We start from the raw sequence: 15,754 nt of genomic DNA, 5'->3' as shown, positions 1-15,754 counted from the left end.
GTCCGTGAGCGACGGATCGCCCGATCGAGACGGATCCGCGGGCCCCGGCCACCGGCGGAACCGTCCGGCTCGGCTCCGCGACCGCCTCGAGCGACACGCGCTGGCCGCGCTCGCGACCGCGACGGTCGCGGTGTTGGCCGTCGTCTTCTACTACCCGGTGGGGACCGTCCTCGTCGAGTCCGTCGTCGTCGACGGCGCGGTCACGCTCGCCGTCTTCGCCGACCTGCTGCGGGACCCCTTCTACTTCGGCGAGCTGGCGCGGCTGTTCGCGGGCGAGAGCCCGCTCGCGGTCGGGAGGGCGCTTCTCTCGCCGGATCGGCGGCTCGGGATCGTCGGGTTCACCGCCTACCAGGCCGCTCTCTCGACGCTGGCGAGCGTCGCGCTCGGTCTCCCCGCCGCCTACCTGCTCGCGCGCTTCGAGTTCCCCGGCCGGCGGACGCTGCGCTCCCTCACCATCGTCCCGTTCGTGCTCCCGTCGATCATGGTCGCGGTGGGGTACGTCGCCACCTTCGGCCGGAACGGGACGCTCAACGCCCTCCTCGGCGCGGTCGGGCTCGGCCCCGTCGAGCTCCTGTTCACGCTCGAGGCGATCGTGATCGCCCACGCCTTCTACAACGCGCCGCTCGTCGCGCGGGTGACGACGGCCGCCTGGGAGTCCGTCGACGCGAGCGCGGTCGAGACCGCCCGGAGCCTCGGCGCGGGCCCGCTCCGGGCGTTCCTCCACGTCGTCGCGCCGCAGGTGTATCCGGCCGTCCTGATGGGCGCGGCGCTCACGTTCGTCTTCACCTTCGGGACGTTCCCCATCGTGCTCGCGCTCGGCGGGTTCGAGCTGGCGACCGTCGAGGTGTTCGTCTACCGGCTCGCGCGCGATTTGAACTACGCGGAGGCGGCGGCGCTCGCGGTCGTCGAGCTCGCCATCTCGCTGTCGGTGCTCGGCGCGTATCTCCGGTACGAGGCGCGACACACGGTGACCTCGCGCGGCGTCAGACCGCTCCCGCGGCGACCCCTCCTCCCCTCCGCGCCGACTCCGCGGGAGCTCCTCCCCCGCCTCGGGCTCGGCGTCTACGCGGTCGTCGCGGCGCTGGTTTTCCTCGCGCCGATCGCCTCCATGGTCCTCGCGAGCGTCACCGGGGGCGACGGGGCGCTCACGCTCGAGCACTACCGGTTCCTGGCGGAGCGCCAGCGCACGGGCGCGGCGTTCCAGGTGCGGCCGTGGCCCGCCGTCCGCAACTCGCTCGTCTTCGCGGCCGCGTCGGCGCTCGTCGCGCTGCCGATGGGCGTCGTCGTCGCCGTGATCACCACCCGCGAGTACCGCGGCCGGAAGCTCCTCGACGCGGTCGCGATGGCCCCCTTCGCCGTCTCGGGGATCCTCGTGGGGCTCGGGCTGCTCCGCGGGCTGGTGTTCGGGATAGAGGTCGCCGGCTGGCGGATCGCGGTGGCCGGCTCGGCCGCCATCGTCGCCGCCCACGCCGTGGCGGGTTACCCGTTCGTCGTCCGGACGGTCGCGCCCGGGCTGGAGTCGCTCGACCGGTCGCTCGTGGAGTCCGCCCGCGCGCTCGGCGCGTCGCGGGCGCGGGTGCTCCGGGACGTCGAGCTCCCCCTGGTCTGGCCGGGCGTCGTCGCGGGCGCGGCGTTCGCGGTCGCCATCTCGATGGGCGAGTTCACGGCGACGGTCGTCCTCGCGACCGGCGCGGACGCCTACACGATGCCGGTCGCGATCGAACGCTTCATCGGCCGGCGGCTCGGACCCGCGACCGCGATGGGCGTCGTCCTCCTCGTCGTGACCGGGCTGAGCTTCGTCGTGATAGAGCGGCTCGGGGGTGAGTACGATGGGATCTGAGGGTGACCCTCCGGCCGCGCCCCGCGACGCCGACGCGGACGCCCCGGCGGTCGAGCTCGCGGGCGTGAGCAAGCGCTACGACGGGACGGTCGCCGTCGAGGGCGTGGACCTCCGGATCCGGGAGGGGGAGTTCTTCACGCTCGTGGGCCCCTCCGGCTGCGGGAAGACGACGACGCTGCGGCTGATCGCGGGGTTCGAGGAGCCGACCGAGGGACGGATCCGGTTCGGCGGCCGCGACGTCTCGGGCGTCCCGCCGGAGGAGCGGAACGTGGGCGTGGTGTTCCAGAACTACGCGCTGTTCCCACACATGACCGTCGGCGAGAACGTGGGCTACGGGCTGCGCTTCTCGGAGCCGCCGGGCGGCGCGAGCCGCGCCGAGCGCGTCCGCGACCTGCTCGAGCTCGTCGACCTTCCGGGGGCCGCCGACCGCGACCCGGAGAGCCTCTCCGGCGGGCAACAACAGCGGGTCGCGATGGCGCGGGCGCTCGCGCCCGGCCCCGACCTCCTGCTCTTGGACGAGCCGATGAGCGCGCTCGACGCGCGCTTACGCGAGCGCCTCCGGCTTCAGGTGCGCGAGATCCAGCGCGAGCTGGGGATCACCACCGTCTACGTCACCCACGACCAGGAGGAGGCGCTCTCCGTCTCCGACCGCGTCGCGGTGATGCGGGGTGGCACGCCCGAGCAGGTCGCGTCGCCCCGGTCCGTGTACCGCCGGCCCGCCTCGCGGTTCGTCGCCGAGTTCGTCGGCGACAACAACGTGTTCGAGGGAGTCGTCGCGGGACCGGGCGACGAGGGCGCTGACGCGGCTGTCGGGACGGATTCGCCCGACCGAACCGTCCCCGTCGACATCGGCGGCGAGACGCTCCGCGTCGGGGTCGGCGAGTCCGAGCCCGAAGCCGCCGCGGCCGCGACCCCGACCCCCGGCGACCGGGTGACGTTCTGCGTCCGCCCGCAACACCTCCGGGTGGGACGAGCCGAGAACGGGCTCCGAGCCGACGTGGAGAGCGCGGAGTTCCTCGGGGAGACGACGCGGGTCCACCTCGACTGTGACGGCCGCGACCTCGTCGTGCGGGCCGAGGACCCCCTCGAGGGAACGGTCGTCGTGGGGTTCGACCCCGCGGACGCACACGTGATCGAGGCGGAGCGCGGCGAGTGAAGGTGCCGAATCGCGCCGAACTGCGCGGTCGGCGCGCTCGGAAGCGGGCCATCCGGCCCGCTTCCGAAACGCGAGGGAGTCAGTCGCCGGAGGCGACTGACGAGGCTGGGGAGGCGTGAGGTGCGGTTGCGGTCGCCCGGCGCGTCGGCGACGGTCACCGTGCCGGCGGTCACCGCGCCGACAACGACGCGCGCCCGAACGACTCGGCCGTCCGCGACGATCGACCACTCCTTCCCCGCTCCGGCGGCCGATACGTCTTAACGCCCCGGCCCCCAAACCGGGGTATGGCCTCGGAGCCGTGCGACGTCTGTGAGCGGTCCGTCAGGATCGCCGGCGGGATCGGCGACCTCTGGAACTTCGCGTTCGAGTCGACCCAGGGGATGACCCTGGAGCTCGCGGACGGATCCGAGTTCTTCCTCTGTTTCGACTGTATGGAGTCGCTGCCCGAGGACGTCGAGCCGACCGCCGAGGACGTCGCCGACCTCCGCGAACGGACCGACCCGGTCGAGGAGGACGGTCACTCCTTCTGGCACTGGGGCTGATCGGCGTCACCGCTGAGGCTGATCGGCGTCACGATCGGGACCGTCCGGCGTCACGGAAGCCGGACGCTCGAGGGGCTGGATGGATACCGTCGGCTCCGCGGCGAGCGGAACGGACGGAAAAACGTGAAAGCGCGGTCGGAAACGGTCTACAGGCGGTAGCGGCGGCGCGGGCCGAACCGGATGATCCGGCCGAACGGTCGCGAGGCGCTCGCGGGCGCGGAGAAGTCCGTGACGAAGCGGACGGCCGCGAGGACGACGATCGCGCCGGCGAGGAGGCCGAGCATGATCGCGGGGTACTCCACGGCCGCGAGCGCGCCGGTCACGAGCAGGAGGAGCGCGAGGATCGCGCCGAGCGAGCTGGCGACCGACGGCGGGTCGATCAGGAGGCCGGAGTGTCGAGTCGATGGTCGGTCAGTCTGTGACATGTCTCCCCCTTGGTTCCGCGTGCGGATAAACCTTTCATATTTCGAATATGTTTTGATACATGGTAGCACTACTCATGTGGATAGACGGCCTGAAATGCGGAAAAGAGCCATGTAAGAGATACCATGGTATCGAGTATATATTCATAAGAAATCAGAACTATACTGATCGATCATGTTCGGCAGGCGTCGGTCGAGGGCGTCGAGCGCGGACGGCGACCGAGGACGACGGAGGGCGGACGGAACGTCACCCGTGCGCCGGTCCGCCTCCCACCCGACGCCGGAAAAGCAACCCTTACGCGCGCGGCCCTCGGATCCGAGCGTATGAACGAGACGGCAGCCGCATCGGCCTCGGCGTCCGCGGACGACGCGGCGGGGGAGGCCGCCTCCGTCGTCGTCGGCGAGGGGATCCGCCGGTCGTACGGCGACGTCGTCGCGCTCGACGGCGTCGACGTGGCCGTCGAGCCGGGCGAGGTGTTCGGGCTGATCGGCCCCAACGGCGCGGGCAAGACGACGCTCGTGCGCGCGCTCACCGGGACGACGGACGCCGAGGGGACGATCCGCGTCTTCGGCTCGGCACCCGACTCGGTCGATCCCCAGCGGATCGGCCTCCTCCCGCAGTCGTTCGACCCGCCGGAGCGGCTCACCGCCCGCGAGCTCGTCGGCTACTACGGCGGGCTCTACGAGGACGCCCGCGACCCCGAGGCCGTCCTGACCGACGTGGGGATGGCCGCCGACGCCGACGCCTGGTACGAGACGCTCTCGGGCGGCCAGAAGCGCCGGACCTGCGTCGCGACCGCCATCGTCAACGACCCCGACCTGCTCTTCTTGGACGAGCCGACGACCGGGATCGACCCCGCCGGCCGGCGGTCGATCCACCGGCTGATCGAGCGGCTCGCGGCCGACGGGACCACGGTGTTCCTCACGAGCCACGCGATGGACGAGGTCGAGCGGCTCGCAGACCGCGTGGCGCTGTTGCGCGACGGCGCCGTCGTCGCCGTCGGCGCGCCCGCCGACCTGATCGCCGAACACGGCGGGGAGCCGCGGCTGGAGGTCGCACTGGACGGGTCGAAGCCGGCCGGCGACGATCTCGAGGCCGTCCGGAGCGCGCTCGACGGGGTCGAAGCGGAGGCGACGGCCGACGGACCGACGGTCGAGTCGACGGCCGACGGACCGGCGGTGGAATCGACCCGGGACGGTCTCCGGGTGCTCGGCGTGCGCCCGGAGGGGATCGGCGCGGTCGTCGACGCGCTCGGGGACGCGGGCGTCGAGTTCGAGTCGCTGACGTGGGCGGAGCCGTCCTTAGAGGACGTGTACCTCCGGTTGACCGGCGAGACGTACTCGCCGCGGTCCGACGGGAGCGTTCCCGGCAACCCCTCCGGGGACGGGGGAGACCGATGAGCCGGATCTCGCGAGTGCTCACGGAGGCGACCGCGGCCGCGCGGTCGTTCCTCCGGCGGCGTACCGCCGTCTTCTTCACGTTCTTCTTCCCCGTGATCCTCGTCGTCATCTTCGGTGCGCTGGTCCGGACCCAGCCGACCGGCGGCGGTCTCTTCGCCGAGCCGGCCGGCTACTACATCCCCGGCTACCTCGCGGTGGTCGTGCTCTTCACGCCGCTGTCGCGGGTCGGCTCGGAGATCGCCCGCCACCGCGACGGCGGCCGCTTCGAGAAACTCGCGACCACGCCGCTCTCCCGCGCCGAGTGGCTGCTCGCGCACACGCTCGTCAACGTCGCGATCATCGGTGCCGCGAGCCTCCTGATACTGGGGCTCGTGCTCGCCGTGACCGACGCGACGCTCGTCGTCTCCCCGGCGCTCGCCGCCCTGCCCCTCTTCGTCGCCGTCGCGGTCGCGCTCTTCTGCGGGCTCGGCGCGGTCCTCGGCGCGCTCGCGGACTCACAGGACGGGGTGATCGCCGCGAGCAACACGGTCGCGCTCCCGCTTCTCTTCCTCTCGGAGACGTTCGTCCCGCCCGCACTGTTGCCCGGCTGGTTCCTGCCGGCCGTCGCCGCCTCGCCGCTCACCTACTTCGCCCGCGGGACGCGAGCGATCGTCCACGAACCGGGCGCGTGGGTCGGCGACCTGGCCGTGCTCGCGGCGCTCGCGGCGGGGTTCCTCGCGCTCGGCGCGTACGCGGTGCCGCGAACCGACTGATCGGGCACCGACCCGGTTCGGCCCGGGCCTAGAGCGCGCTCACGACGAGGTAGGGAACGAGGAAGACCGCGAGAAATATCAGCCCCGTCGCGACCGCGTAGCCCGCGCCGACTCCCGCGAGCGTCAGCCATCTGCCGTCGACCCGCTCGATCTCCATACGCCCCGGTGCGACCGCGGTGGCTTAACCGTTCCGTCGTCGCGGTCGACCGGTCACACGTCGCCGGCCATCGCCCTGAACAGGGCGTCCGTCAGTCCGTCGCGGTCGACCGTCTCCGGCTCGGACTCCCCCGTGGGATCCACCTCCGGCGTGATCGTGCCGCCGCCCATTCGCGAGTGGCCGCCGCCGTTCCCGTTCGTGACCTCCGAGAGCACCGAGTCGATGGCGTTGCCCATGTGGACCCGGTCGTCGCGCGAGCGCCCCGAGAGGTGGACCGTCCCGTCCCGCTCGCCGATGACGACGACCGCGCTGACGCCCTCGAGCTGGATCAGCTCGTCGGCCGCCTGCGGGATCGCGTCGACGTTGTTCACGCCGCCGACGTCGGCGACCGCGAACGACCCCTCGACCTGTCGTCCCGCGATCGCGCGGGCCTTCACCTCCAGGACCTCCGCGTCGACGGCCGGGTTGGCGATCCGGTCCAGCCGGTCCTGGTCGACGCCGGGGTAGACGTACGCCGCGGACGCGAAGTCCGGCTCGCTCGCGCCCACGGTGAGGTGTTTGGTGTCCGTCAGGATCCCGTAGAGGAGTCCCGTCGCCGCCCGCGTCGACAACACGAGGTCCGCGTCGGTCTCGCTCGCGTGTTTGTCCGGCGGCACCGGCACCGCGCCGACGTCGTCGAAGTACTCGGCGACGACGGAGGCGGTCGCCCCGTAGTCGGTCCGGACGTCGGTGAACTCGTCGCCCCGGCCGTCACCCGGATGGTGGTCGACGACGGCGGTCGGCAACACCCCGTCGGCCCCGGCGAACCCGCGCGCCTCGTTGTGGTCGACGAGGACGACCGTCTCCGCCGCGAGGTCGCTGACGTGGTCGATCCGGTCGAGTTCGAGGTCCAACACCGTCCGGAACGCGCGGTTCTCCTGGTGACGGATCTGTCCCGGATACTGGATCGTCGCCTCGACGTCGAGCTGGTCCGCCAGCGACGAGACGCCGATCGCGGCCGCCATCGCGTCCGGATCCGGGTTGGGGTGCATCAGCACCGCGATCTCCGACTGCTCCGCCAGCAGCCGCCGGAACTCCTCGCCGGCCGGCCGGCGCGCCCGAACGAACACGTACGCGCTGAGAAGTACGACGACCGCCCCGAGGACCGCGGTGGCGGCCAGTTCGGGGTTCTCTCGGATGAACGCCTCCGCCTCCGAGAGCCACCCGCTGACCGTTGCTGGGGCCCACATACGTCCCCCCGAGTCACCGGTCCCACAAGAAGGTTCGTGGCGGTTCCGACCTCGCGGATCCGACCGGATCCCGGCCGTCGACGGTCACGGAGGCCGCCGCGCGACCGCCCATCGCCTCACTCCCGCGCGCGTCGGAACTCGTCGACCGCGTCGCGGTAGCCCTCCCGAAACGTCGGGTACACGAACTCGTAACCGAGCTCTCGAAGCCGGTCGTTCGAACAGCGCTTGCTCGTTCGGATCCGACGTTCCGCCGCCGCGGAGAGGTCGCCCGCGGCGATCCGCGCCTCCTTCGAGCGCTTCTCGGGCCGGGGGACCCCGCACTCGTCGGCGAGCCAGTCGGCGAACGCGTGCTTCTCGACCGGCTCGTCGTCGACGACGACCACGGGCTCGCCGCGGGCGGCGTCGCCCTCGAGGAGGAACCGTATCGCGCCCGCGGCGTCGTCGCGGTGGACCATGTTGAGGTAGCCGGCGGTCACCGGCCCCTCGAGGTACCGATCGAGTCGGTAGCGATCGGGTCCGTACAGTCCCGCGAACCGCGCGACCGTGCCCTCGATCCCGGCCGCGCCCGCGTCCTCGAGCGCGACGCGTTCGGCCTCGGCGAGCACTCGCGTCTTCTCGGTGGTCGGCTCGATCGGCGTCGACTCGTCGACCCACGCGCCGCCGTGGTCGCCGTACACGCCGGTCGACGACGTGTACACCAGTCGGTCGGGCGCTCGGGTTCGGTCGCCGTACTCCTCGACGACGTTCCGGAGCCCGTCGACGTAGACCTCGCGGGCCGCCTCCGCGCCCCGGCCGCCCGAGCTGGCCGCGAACACGACCGCGTCCGCGTCGGGAAGCGCGGCGAGCGACTCCGGGTCGGTCGCGTCCGCGCGAACCGCCTCGACGCCCCCGGCGATCGCCTCGATCGCCTCGATCCCCGCGTCCGATCGTCGAACGCCGGTCACGTCGTGGCCACGGTCGGCGAGCCCCCGCGCGAGCTCCAAGCCGACGTAGCCGCAGCCGACGACGACGACCCTCATGGCTTTCGCGTCTCGACGACCGCCATGACCTCCGCGAGCTGGTCGAGCGTCATCGCCGCGCGCCCCTCGAGGACCTGCTGGACCTCCTGGCCGGTGAGGTCGGCGTCGATCGAGGCCGCGATCGTGTCGACGTCGAGCACCGCCGTCGCCATCCCCATCAGGAGGTGATCCCGGAGCTCGGCGACCATCGCGTCGGCGTCGCGGTCGGCGGCGACCGCGAGGACTGCGGCGGCCTCCTCGGCGGTCAGGCTCGCGGCGTCGCCGTCGCCGACCGCCTTGACCGTCGCCGGATCGAGGGGTGCGCCGTCGCCGACGCCGTCGCGATCGGCCGCCTCGACCTCGTCGATCGCGTCGGCCAACATCGTCTCGAAGGCCGCCAGCAGCGCGGCCGCCTCGACCTCCTCGCCGTCCTCCCCTTCGCGTCCTTCGGCCCCGCCGTCGATCGGAGCGGATCCGCCCCGCCCGTCGACGACCTCGTGGAACATACCCGCGATCGGCGGTCGCGTCCCAAAACGCCTCCGATCGGGGGCACGCCCCGTCTCGATCCCCGCTCACCAGCCGGGGGAGGTCTCGTCCCGAACCCCGTTCACGTCGCCGACGCCCGGCGGCCCCGCGGGAACCGCGACGACGACGATCGTCTCGGTCTCGAACCGAACCGGCTCCGTTCGGCCCAGTTGGACCCGCTCGCCGCCGACGTCGACGGTCACCGTCGACTCCTCGCGGACGTACTCGAAGGGCCGGTCCGGCGTCCCAACGTCGCCGGACAGGGTGAACCGCGGATACTCGCCGCGCGCCTCCACGCGCCACGCGTTGACCGTCGCCACCCAGTACCCCGGGACGGGAGCGACCGGAAGCCCCGCACCGACGCTCCGATTCGGCTCCCTCACCCAGCGCGCGACGGCCCGATCCGAGTCCGACGCCCAGCGCTCGACGGCCGCCTCGCCGCCGCGCCGCAGTTCGTCCTCGACCGCGCCCTCGAGGTTGCCCCGAACCCGTTCGCGAACCGCTCTCGTGGGGCCGTCGACGAATCTCGCCGGGACTCGAACGGCGTCCCGGCCGGCCGCGTCCAGGAGCGCGACGCGGAGCCGCGCGGCGAGCGCTCCCTCCCTCCCGTCCGAGAGCGACCCGACCCTCGCGGCCTCGGCGGCGACGCGGTCCGCGTACTCACCGTCGGCGATGGCGACCGCCCGCGACCCCTCGGAACCGTACCCGGCGGCCACCGACTCGACGACCGACCGCCGCTCGGCGCGCGTCAGCGCGGTCCGCTCCCCGAGCGCGTCGACCAGTTCGCGGTCGACGGTCGCCCTCGCGGATCCGACTCGCTCGGCCAGTTCGTCACGGTCGGCACGGAGATCGGGATCGTCGCGACCGACGAGCGACCGGTCGGCCGCGAGGAGGACGCGTCCGGCATCGCCGATCCGCACGCTGTCGCCGTCTCCGAGGACGCGCTCGACGACGCCGCCGGCCACGTCGCCGTACGGAACCGTCACGTAGTTGAGGTTCCGAACGGCGAGCGGCCGGGTCGTCGTCCCGTCGACCGCCTCGACGGTCGCCCCGTCGACGGCGGTCCGCGGGAGGTATCCGGGGGAGGCGTTCGGGGTCAACTCGACGGCGCCGCCGGGGCCGTCCTCGCCGACTCGATACGCCTCCGTGTCGCGGGCGACCTCGCGGCTGGCGATGATCTCCCCGATCGAGGGCCCGCCGAACGCGTCCTCCACCCGTTCGAGGAACGCGTCGGTGGCTACCTCCTCGTCCCCGCTCGCCGATTCCAGCTCGTCGACGACCGCCTCGAGATAGGCGACCCGTACGGCGATTCGGGCCCGATCGACCGCCCCCTCGTAGGTTTCCGGCGCGTCCACGAGGTCGCGGCGGCGGTCGCGAAGCTCGTCGGCGAGCCCAGCGTACGGGTCCGCCTCGCCGACCGCCATCTCCTCCATGGACAGTTCGGATTCGATCCCCCGGACCTCCTCCCGGCGGTCGTCGAGGTCGGACCTGATCCGATCGACCGCCCGATCCGACCGCTCCCCGAACACGACGGTCGACCGCTCGACGTCGCCGTGGTCGACCGCGTCGCGAGCCAGTTCGTCGACGTCGCGAGCGTCGTCGACGCCGAGATCCGATCGGGCGGCGTCGGGCGTTCCGGCGAGGTCGATCCCCGCGACTCCGCGCCCCGAACCGAACGTCGCGGTTGGCCGGTCGGGGGCGCGGTCCCGCGGCTCATACCTCCCGGTTACGTCGACCGAGACGCGGTACCGGTCGGTCGCGGTCGCCCGCGTCGTCTCCCGGTCGACCACCACGTCACGCATCCCGTACCTCGCCGGCTCCAGGACGGTTCCGTTCTCGTCCACCACCGCCGGTTCGACGACGACCTTCCGTCTCACGACTCGCTTCCATCGCCCGGTCGCGACCCGTTCGATCCGGACCTCGCGACTCGTCGAGCCGAACTCGACGCTCTCGCCCGACTCGACGACGCCGGACGGGACGCCCGTCGGGACCTCGTCGTCGGAGACGACACGAGTCGTCTCGTCGACGCTCACGCCGACGCGCCGCCACCTGCCCGGACCGCCGCTCGGCCGCGGCGGTCGCGGCCGCCCGCCGTAGACGATCCGGTCCGCCGAGACGTCGAGCGACGCCTCCACGCGGTAGCTCCCCCGGATCTCGGCCTCGAGGTCGTCGTGAAGCGACACGGCGGCCACGTCGGCCGCGTGGCCGACCGAGACCGACGTCGTCTCGTCGGAGTGGTTCCGCGCCGGTCCGAACCCGTCCGATCCGGCCTTCGCGTCCGGCGTCGGCGTGTCGAGGACGCGATCGCTCCACGCCGACTCGTCCAGATCCGTCGGCGTGAGGAGGTCCGTCAACCCGGTCCTCGCCGTCGCCTCGGCGACGCCGCCGCGGGCGTCCGGATCGCTCGTGCCGAACACGTCCCGCTGGGTCCTGACGATGCCGGCGTTCGTCGACAGCTCGACGTGCCGGTTCGCGATCACGTTCCGGATCGGCGCACGCGCGTACTGGCCGTACCCGCGCGCCCACGCCATCGGATAGAGGCTGGCGGTCAGCTGTCGGCCGAGGCCCGGGCCTTCGACGGGACCGCGGTTCAGCCGTCTCTCGAACCGTTCGGTCCGTTCGTGGGCGGCCAGCGTCGGCACGGCGACGACGACGGTTCGGTTCTCCGTCCGTTCGGCGACGGTGCGCCCGCCTCGCGTCGCGGTCACCGTCACGTCCTCGAAGACCACGCGGGTTGCCGTTCCGTCCGCGGCGGCGCTCACGCGGACCGTCTCGCGGAGCGTCTCCAGATCGTCCGGCGCGAGCGGACCGTCGACCCGCTCGAGCCCGACCGTGGCCGAGACGTCGCCGACATCGGCGGTCACCGCGTCCAGCGCCTCCGCGCCGGCGAGCGCCAGGCGGATCCGGAACGCGTCCTCGAAGGCGGAGCCGGAACGTACCGCGTCCGTCGGCGTCCCGCCGGCGGCCCGCCACGCGGGGTCCGCACCGCCACCGATCGTCGTCGCCCGGGTGACCGGCCGCGCGGCGGCGTCGTGAGCGGCCTCGCGAGCGGCGTGTCTCAGTGCCGCCGTCGCGTCCGCGTCGACGCGCTCGACGGCGCGCTCGACGCTACGGTCCTCGCTCACGAGCCCCTGATCGACGACGCCGGCGGCGTACGCCGAACTGGTCACGAGGAGCAACACGCCGACGAGCGCGAACGGAACGCGGGCCCGCTCGTCGTCGGCGAGCGACAGCGACCGAGCGCGTCGGGAACCCGCCATCTACCACGCCCTCACGACGATCCGAACCCGTCCCTGACCGCTCCCGTCGGTCCGCTTCGAGCCGGGATGCGTGAGGACGGCCGCGGTTACGTCGGTGCTCGCGGGCGGTTCGCTCCCGACCGTGAGCGTCCACGCGGCCGTCTCGCCGCCGGGTCGCGGGTGGAACTCACCGTCCCGAGCGGGGAGTTCGGCCGGCGGCGAACCGTCCGACTCGTACCGCACGTCGACGCGAGTTCGTCCGCCGAGCGCGTCCGTCACCCGTTCGATGACGCGGGACCGGAACCGATCCCGGATCTCGCCGTCGGTTCCTGGCGGTCTCCCAACGGCCGTCGCGAGCAGCTCCGCGAGGGTCGCGTGAACCGTTCGCGAGTCGTGATCCCCGTCGTTCACCTCGTAGCTCACCGTCGCGGTCTCCGTCGCGAGCCGATCGGCGACGTCCGCGGCGGCGTCCCGTTCCGTCTCGGAGTCGCTTTCGACCGCTCCGAGCGCGACGACGCTCGCGGAGACGCAGAGCAGCATGACCGTCACGTCGAGGACGGTGCTCGTCATCGTCCGATCGCCACACGAAGTCTGCCGCGAACGTTCTCGCCGGGAGCGACGGCCACGGTCACCGATCGCTGCGCGACCGCGGGCGATCGGGGATCGATCCGTCCGCCGGCGGACGGGGAAGCCGATCCGACGCCGACCCGCCACCGCCGCCGCTCAGTCTCCAGTTCGACGACCGTCGGCGTTTCGGACTCGAGGTGATACAGCCGTTCCGGACGGACGATCCCGCCGACCGTCGCGTCGCGTTCGATCCGGTCGAGGACCGCGTCGGCGGTCGGATCTGCCGGCTCCGGCGTCGCGTCCTCGAGGGCGGTCGCGTACAGCCCGAGGGCCGCGCCGACCGCGAGTACGGCGACCAGCGCGGTGAGCGGTTCGACTGCGGCGCGGTCGGCCTCGCCGAGACGCTCACCCGACGAGCGTGACACGGGTTCCTCCGTACCGCACCTGCCGAACGGTCAGCCGCCGCGGGGCGGTCCGCCACCGGTGATCCTCCGCTCGCGCCCGGGCCGCCGCGTCGGCGAACGCCTCGGGGTCCTCGAACGCGGCTCGCGGCGGAACGCCGTCCAACACCCGACGAAGTTGCGGGTCGACGGCGGACCCGCCGGGAGAGACGGGCGTTATCGGTGGTCCGCGGACGGTCGAACGGGCGGAGCCGCCGTCGCTCTCGAGTTCGATCGCGTGCGGCGTGAGCCGCATCCGGTCGGCCGCCAGTCCGTGTTCGGCGGTCGCGACGTACTCGCCGTCGGCGACCGAGCCGAGCGTGTGTGCGACTCCGTCCGCGTCCGGCGGCGGGGCCGCGGGGAGCGCGGCCACCACGCCGACGGTCGCGACGCTCACCAGCGCGAGGCCGAGCCACGCGTAAGTGGCGTCGAGGTGTGTCTCGAACATGGGCCGGATGGCCCCGGCTTGGTATATAAACCGTCGTCCGAGGGAGACACCCGCGTCGCGAACGCGTTTCCGCGTCTCCGCGTCGTGAACGCGTTTCCGCGTCTCCGCGTCGCGAGCGCGTTTCCACGTCGTGAACGGACTATAACAGCATCCCTGCCGCGGCGAACGCGAGGAGGTACGTCGTCGTCGCCGTCGGCAGCGCGATCCCGATCCGGTACGCGACGAGCGTCCCGTCGAAGCCCCGCTCGAGCCCCGTTCCGAGCGCCGTGAGGATCCCGGCGAGGAGGACCACGTAGACGCCGACGATCCGGCCGAGGACCGGCACCGACAGCGCACTCGCGACCTCCTCGCTCTCGCTTTCGGTCGGCGGAACCGGCCCGGCGGCGTCGGCCGCGAGCGGGTCGCTCGCCATCGCGGCGGTCGTCTCGAGCCCTCCCGTCCCGACCGACTCGACTCCGGTCGCGAGCGCGACGGTCGCGCCGCCGACCAGCGGAGCGAACACCGCCGCGGTGTTCGCCAGCGTGCCCGTCACCGTCGCGAGCTGTCTCCGCGCGTCGCGCTCCAGCTCTCGAAGCCGCTCGAGCTGGTCCGCGAGCTCCAACAACACGTCCCCGGCCGGTCGCCCCTCCCGCGCCGCGACCGCCAGCAGGGCGACGGTCCCCTGAACCCTCGGCGAGGGAACCGTCGCCGCCGGTCCGCCGTCACCCAGAAACGCCTCGCGGACGTCGACGCGAAGGGTGTCGCTGCGTCGTGCGGCGAGTTCGAAGACCTCGCCGGTCGCGCCGTCGAGCTTGTCGCCGGCGTTCGCCACTGCCCGCTCGACCGAGACGCCCTCGGCGACGTCGCCACCGACGATCGTCATCGCGTCGGGAAGCCCGCTCTCGATCGCCGTGACCGTCGAGAGCACCGCCCGTCGCGGCCGGACGAGGACGACGAGCGTCGTCCCGACCCCAACGCCGACCGCGCCGATCGGCGCTGCCCACGACGCGACGAGCGAGCCGGAGACGATCCCGGCGGCGACGCCGGATCCGGCGCCGAGGGCGACCGCGTGGACCCGCCGCTCCGGGACATCTGGGTGGTCGCTCCCGATCGTCGGCGGCGGGAACGCGACGGGACGCTTCGAGAGGAGCCACGCGGCCGCGACGAGGAGGCAGACGGGCAGAGCAAACAGGTATATCCCGGCGACGGCCGCCGGCGGGATCGGCACGCCCGAGGCGGCCGCGGCCGGGAGCAGCGCCACGAGCGCCAGCGGCAGGAGCACGCCGAAGGCGTACAGCGCCGACACCGGTCCCTGGACGTTCCCGACGAACTCGGCCAGCCGCTCCGTCGTCCCCGAGAGCGTCGTCTCGAGCGCCCGGTCGAGACACCGGCCGCGGCGCTCCGGCGGCGCGGCCGCCGCCGTCCGAACGAGCGTCGACGCCCGTTCGATCGCCGGAAACCACGCGCTCCACTCGCGGGCGAACTCGCGGAGCCCGCTTGTCGGGCCGTTGACGCACCGTCGTTCGTGCCGCGACAGGTTCTCGGCGAGCGGTCCGCGACCGGTCCGCGCGGCGAACCGCACCGCGCGCTCCGTCGACGGATCGAGACGCATCCGGAGGACGAGCCGTCCGACGAGTCCGGGAGTCGCTCCGAGCGCGCGAGTTCGCCGGAGCGCCGCGAGCCACACCGGTCCTCGGTGTACCGCGTGCGTCGCCGCGAGCCCGCCCGCAACGCCCGCCAGCAGCCCGGGGACGGTCCCGACGAGGAGCACGCCGGCGACGGCGAAGCAGAGTCCCACGCCGATCCCGACGCGATATCCGGTCTCGATCGCCCGCCCGGCCGACGACTCCCACTCGAGGAACGCGACCGCGCGTCGGAGTTCGTCCGATCCCGGTTCGGTCGATCCGCCGCCGTCGGCACCGCCGCGGTCGCTCACGAGCGCGACGACCGTCGCGAGCGCGGACGCCACCGTCGATCGTTCGTCGACCGCGTCGCCGCCGTCTCGGTCGGCGGGATCATCGACGTTCGGATCGGTCGGCCCATCGACATCCGCATCGGT

The 15,754-nt window shown here is 73.0% G+C and carries 15 protein-coding genes; 5 read left to right on the top strand and 10 right to left on the bottom strand.

Features of this window, described 5'->3' with window-relative positions:
• The first annotated feature begins 4 nt into the window (after positions 1 to 4).
• The 3 genes from AXA68_RS02330 to AXA68_RS02320 all read left to right on the top strand — a co-directional run bounded on the left by AXA68_RS02330 (position 5) and on the right by AXA68_RS02320 (position 3,538).
• Positions 5 to 1,840, top strand: a complete 1,836-nt coding sequence (locus AXA68_RS02330; protein ID WP_066412286.1) for an ABC transporter permease — start codon at positions 5 to 7, stop codon at positions 1,838 to 1,840.
• Complete coding sequence (locus tag AXA68_RS02325) at positions 1,830 to 2,996, top strand: ABC transporter ATP-binding protein (RefSeq protein ID WP_066412284.1); 1,167 nt, start codon at positions 1,830 to 1,832, stop codon at positions 2,994 to 2,996. The genes AXA68_RS02330 and AXA68_RS02325 overlap by 11 nt, the downstream gene beginning before the upstream one ends.
• A gap of 284 nt (positions 2,997 to 3,280) precedes the next feature.
• On the top strand, positions 3,281 to 3,538 hold the full coding sequence (locus AXA68_RS02320; RefSeq protein WP_066412281.1) for a DUF7561 family protein: 258 nt from the start codon (positions 3,281 to 3,283) through the stop codon (positions 3,536 to 3,538).
• A gap of 146 nt (positions 3,539 to 3,684) precedes the next feature.
• Here the strand turns inward: AXA68_RS02320 and AXA68_RS02315 are convergent, their stop codons facing one another.
• Complete coding sequence (locus tag AXA68_RS02315) at positions 3,685 to 3,963, bottom strand: hypothetical protein (RefSeq protein WP_066412278.1); 279 nt, start codon at positions 3,961 to 3,963, stop codon at positions 3,685 to 3,687.
• A 321-nt stretch (positions 3,964 to 4,284) separates the two neighbouring features.
• Between AXA68_RS02315 and AXA68_RS02310 the strand changes: the two genes are divergently transcribed.
• Entirely contained in the window at positions 4,285 to 5,361 is a 1,077-nt protein-coding gene (locus tag AXA68_RS02310) for an ABC transporter ATP-binding protein (RefSeq protein WP_066412275.1), read from the top strand.
• Positions 5,358 to 6,113 carry an ABC transporter permease gene (locus AXA68_RS02305; RefSeq protein WP_066412274.1) on the top strand — a complete coding sequence of 252 codons (756 nt, stop codon included), beginning with the start codon at positions 5,358 to 5,360 and terminating at the stop codon, positions 6,111 to 6,113. Before AXA68_RS02310 ends, AXA68_RS02305 begins: the two co-directional genes overlap by 4 nt.
• 28 nt (positions 6,114 to 6,141) lie before the next feature.
• On the opposite strand, the gene AXA68_RS17430 is transcribed toward AXA68_RS02305, so the two are convergent.
• The 9 genes from AXA68_RS17430 to AXA68_RS02265 all read right to left on the bottom strand — a co-directional run bounded on the left by AXA68_RS17430 (position 6,142) and on the right by AXA68_RS02265 (position 15,664).
• Positions 6,142 to 6,270 (bottom strand): hypothetical protein, encoded by a 129-nt coding sequence (locus AXA68_RS17430; RefSeq protein ID WP_269799179.1) that lies wholly within the window; start codon positions 6,268 to 6,270, stop codon positions 6,142 to 6,144.
• A gap of 53 nt (positions 6,271 to 6,323) precedes the next feature.
• Positions 6,324 to 7,499: a DHH family phosphoesterase gene (locus tag AXA68_RS02300; RefSeq protein WP_066412271.1), complete on the bottom strand. Its 1,176-nt coding sequence runs from the start codon at positions 7,497 to 7,499 to the stop codon at positions 6,324 to 6,326.
• Positions 7,500 to 7,615: 116 nt separating this feature from the next.
• Positions 7,616 to 8,518, bottom strand: a complete 903-nt coding sequence (locus tag AXA68_RS02295; RefSeq protein WP_066412269.1) for an NAD-dependent epimerase/dehydratase family protein — start codon at positions 8,516 to 8,518, stop codon at positions 7,616 to 7,618.
• On the bottom strand, positions 8,515 to 9,003 hold the full coding sequence (locus AXA68_RS02290) for a DUF5791 family protein (protein ID WP_066412267.1): 489 nt from the start codon (positions 9,001 to 9,003) through the stop codon (positions 8,515 to 8,517). The genes AXA68_RS02295 and AXA68_RS02290 overlap by 4 nt, the downstream gene beginning before the upstream one ends.
• 66 nt (positions 9,004 to 9,069) lie before the next feature.
• Entirely contained in the window at positions 9,070 to 12,282 is a 3,213-nt protein-coding gene (locus AXA68_RS02285) for a DUF7286 family protein (protein WP_066412265.1), read from the bottom strand.
• Positions 12,283 to 12,831 (bottom strand): DUF7284 family protein, encoded by a 549-nt coding sequence (locus AXA68_RS02280; RefSeq protein WP_066412262.1) that lies wholly within the window; start codon positions 12,829 to 12,831, stop codon positions 12,283 to 12,285. It abuts the gene before it with no gap.
• On the bottom strand, positions 12,828 to 13,253 hold the full coding sequence (locus tag AXA68_RS02275; protein WP_066412261.1) for a DUF7285 family protein: 426 nt from the start codon (positions 13,251 to 13,253) through the stop codon (positions 12,828 to 12,830). The genes AXA68_RS02280 and AXA68_RS02275 overlap by 4 nt, the downstream gene beginning before the upstream one ends.
• Positions 13,234 to 13,716 (bottom strand): DUF7283 family protein, encoded by a 483-nt coding sequence (locus tag AXA68_RS02270; protein WP_066412259.1) that lies wholly within the window; start codon positions 13,714 to 13,716, stop codon positions 13,234 to 13,236. The genes AXA68_RS02275 and AXA68_RS02270 overlap by 20 nt, the downstream gene beginning before the upstream one ends.
• A 139-nt stretch (positions 13,717 to 13,855) precedes the next feature.
• A complete protein-coding gene (locus tag AXA68_RS02265) occupies positions 13,856 to 15,664 on the bottom strand; it encodes a type II secretion system F family protein (protein ID WP_080505277.1) in 1,809 nt (602 codons plus the stop codon).
• Positions 15,665 to 15,754 lie beyond the last annotated feature (90 nt).

The sequence above is a fragment of the Halorubrum aethiopicum genome, from assembly GCF_001542905.1.
GTDB lineage: Archaea > Halobacteriota > Halobacteria > Halobacteriales > Haloferacaceae > Halorubrum > Halorubrum aethiopicum.
The sequence above is the reverse complement of the archived record's forward strand: the minus strand, read 5'-3'. Positions and strand labels throughout refer to the sequence as shown.

Excerpts from the sequence above, each read along its gene's own strand:
- AXA68_RS02325 (WP_066412284.1), top strand. The coding sequence starts at position 1,830 with ATGGGATCTGAGGGTGACCCTCCGGCCGCGCCCCGCGACGCCGACGCG.
- AXA68_RS02320 (WP_066412281.1), top strand. The coding sequence starts at position 3,281 with ATGGCCTCGGAGCCGTGCGACGTCTGTGAGCGGTCCGTCAGGATCGCC.
- AXA68_RS02315 (WP_066412278.1), bottom strand. The coding sequence starts at position 3,963 with ATGTCACAGACTGACCGACCATCGACTCGACACTCCGGCCTCCTGATC.
- AXA68_RS02310 (WP_066412275.1), top strand. The coding sequence starts at position 4,285 with ATGAACGAGACGGCAGCCGCATCGGCCTCGGCGTCCGCGGACGACGCG.
- AXA68_RS02305 (WP_066412274.1), top strand. The coding sequence starts at position 5,358 with ATGAGCCGGATCTCGCGAGTGCTCACGGAGGCGACCGCGGCCGCGCGG.
- AXA68_RS17430 (WP_269799179.1), bottom strand. The coding sequence starts at position 6,270 with ATGGAGATCGAGCGGGTCGACGGCAGATGGCTGACGCTCGCGGGAGTC.
- AXA68_RS02300 (WP_066412271.1), bottom strand. The coding sequence starts at position 7,499 with ATGTGGGCCCCAGCAACGGTCAGCGGGTGGCTCTCGGAGGCGGAGGCG.
- AXA68_RS02295 (WP_066412269.1), bottom strand. The coding sequence starts at position 8,518 with ATGAGGGTCGTCGTCGTCGGCTGCGGCTACGTCGGCTTGGAGCTCGCG.
- AXA68_RS02290 (WP_066412267.1), bottom strand. The coding sequence starts at position 9,003 with ATGTTCCACGAGGTCGTCGACGGGCGGGGCGGATCCGCTCCGATCGAC.
- AXA68_RS02285 (WP_066412265.1), bottom strand. The coding sequence starts at position 12,282 with ATGGCGGGTTCCCGACGCGCTCGGTCGCTGTCGCTCGCCGACGACGAG.
- AXA68_RS02280 (WP_066412262.1), bottom strand. The coding sequence starts at position 12,831 with ATGACGAGCACCGTCCTCGACGTGACGGTCATGCTGCTCTGCGTCTCC.
- AXA68_RS02270 (WP_066412259.1), bottom strand. The coding sequence starts at position 13,716 with ATGTTCGAGACACACCTCGACGCCACTTACGCGTGGCTCGGCCTCGCG.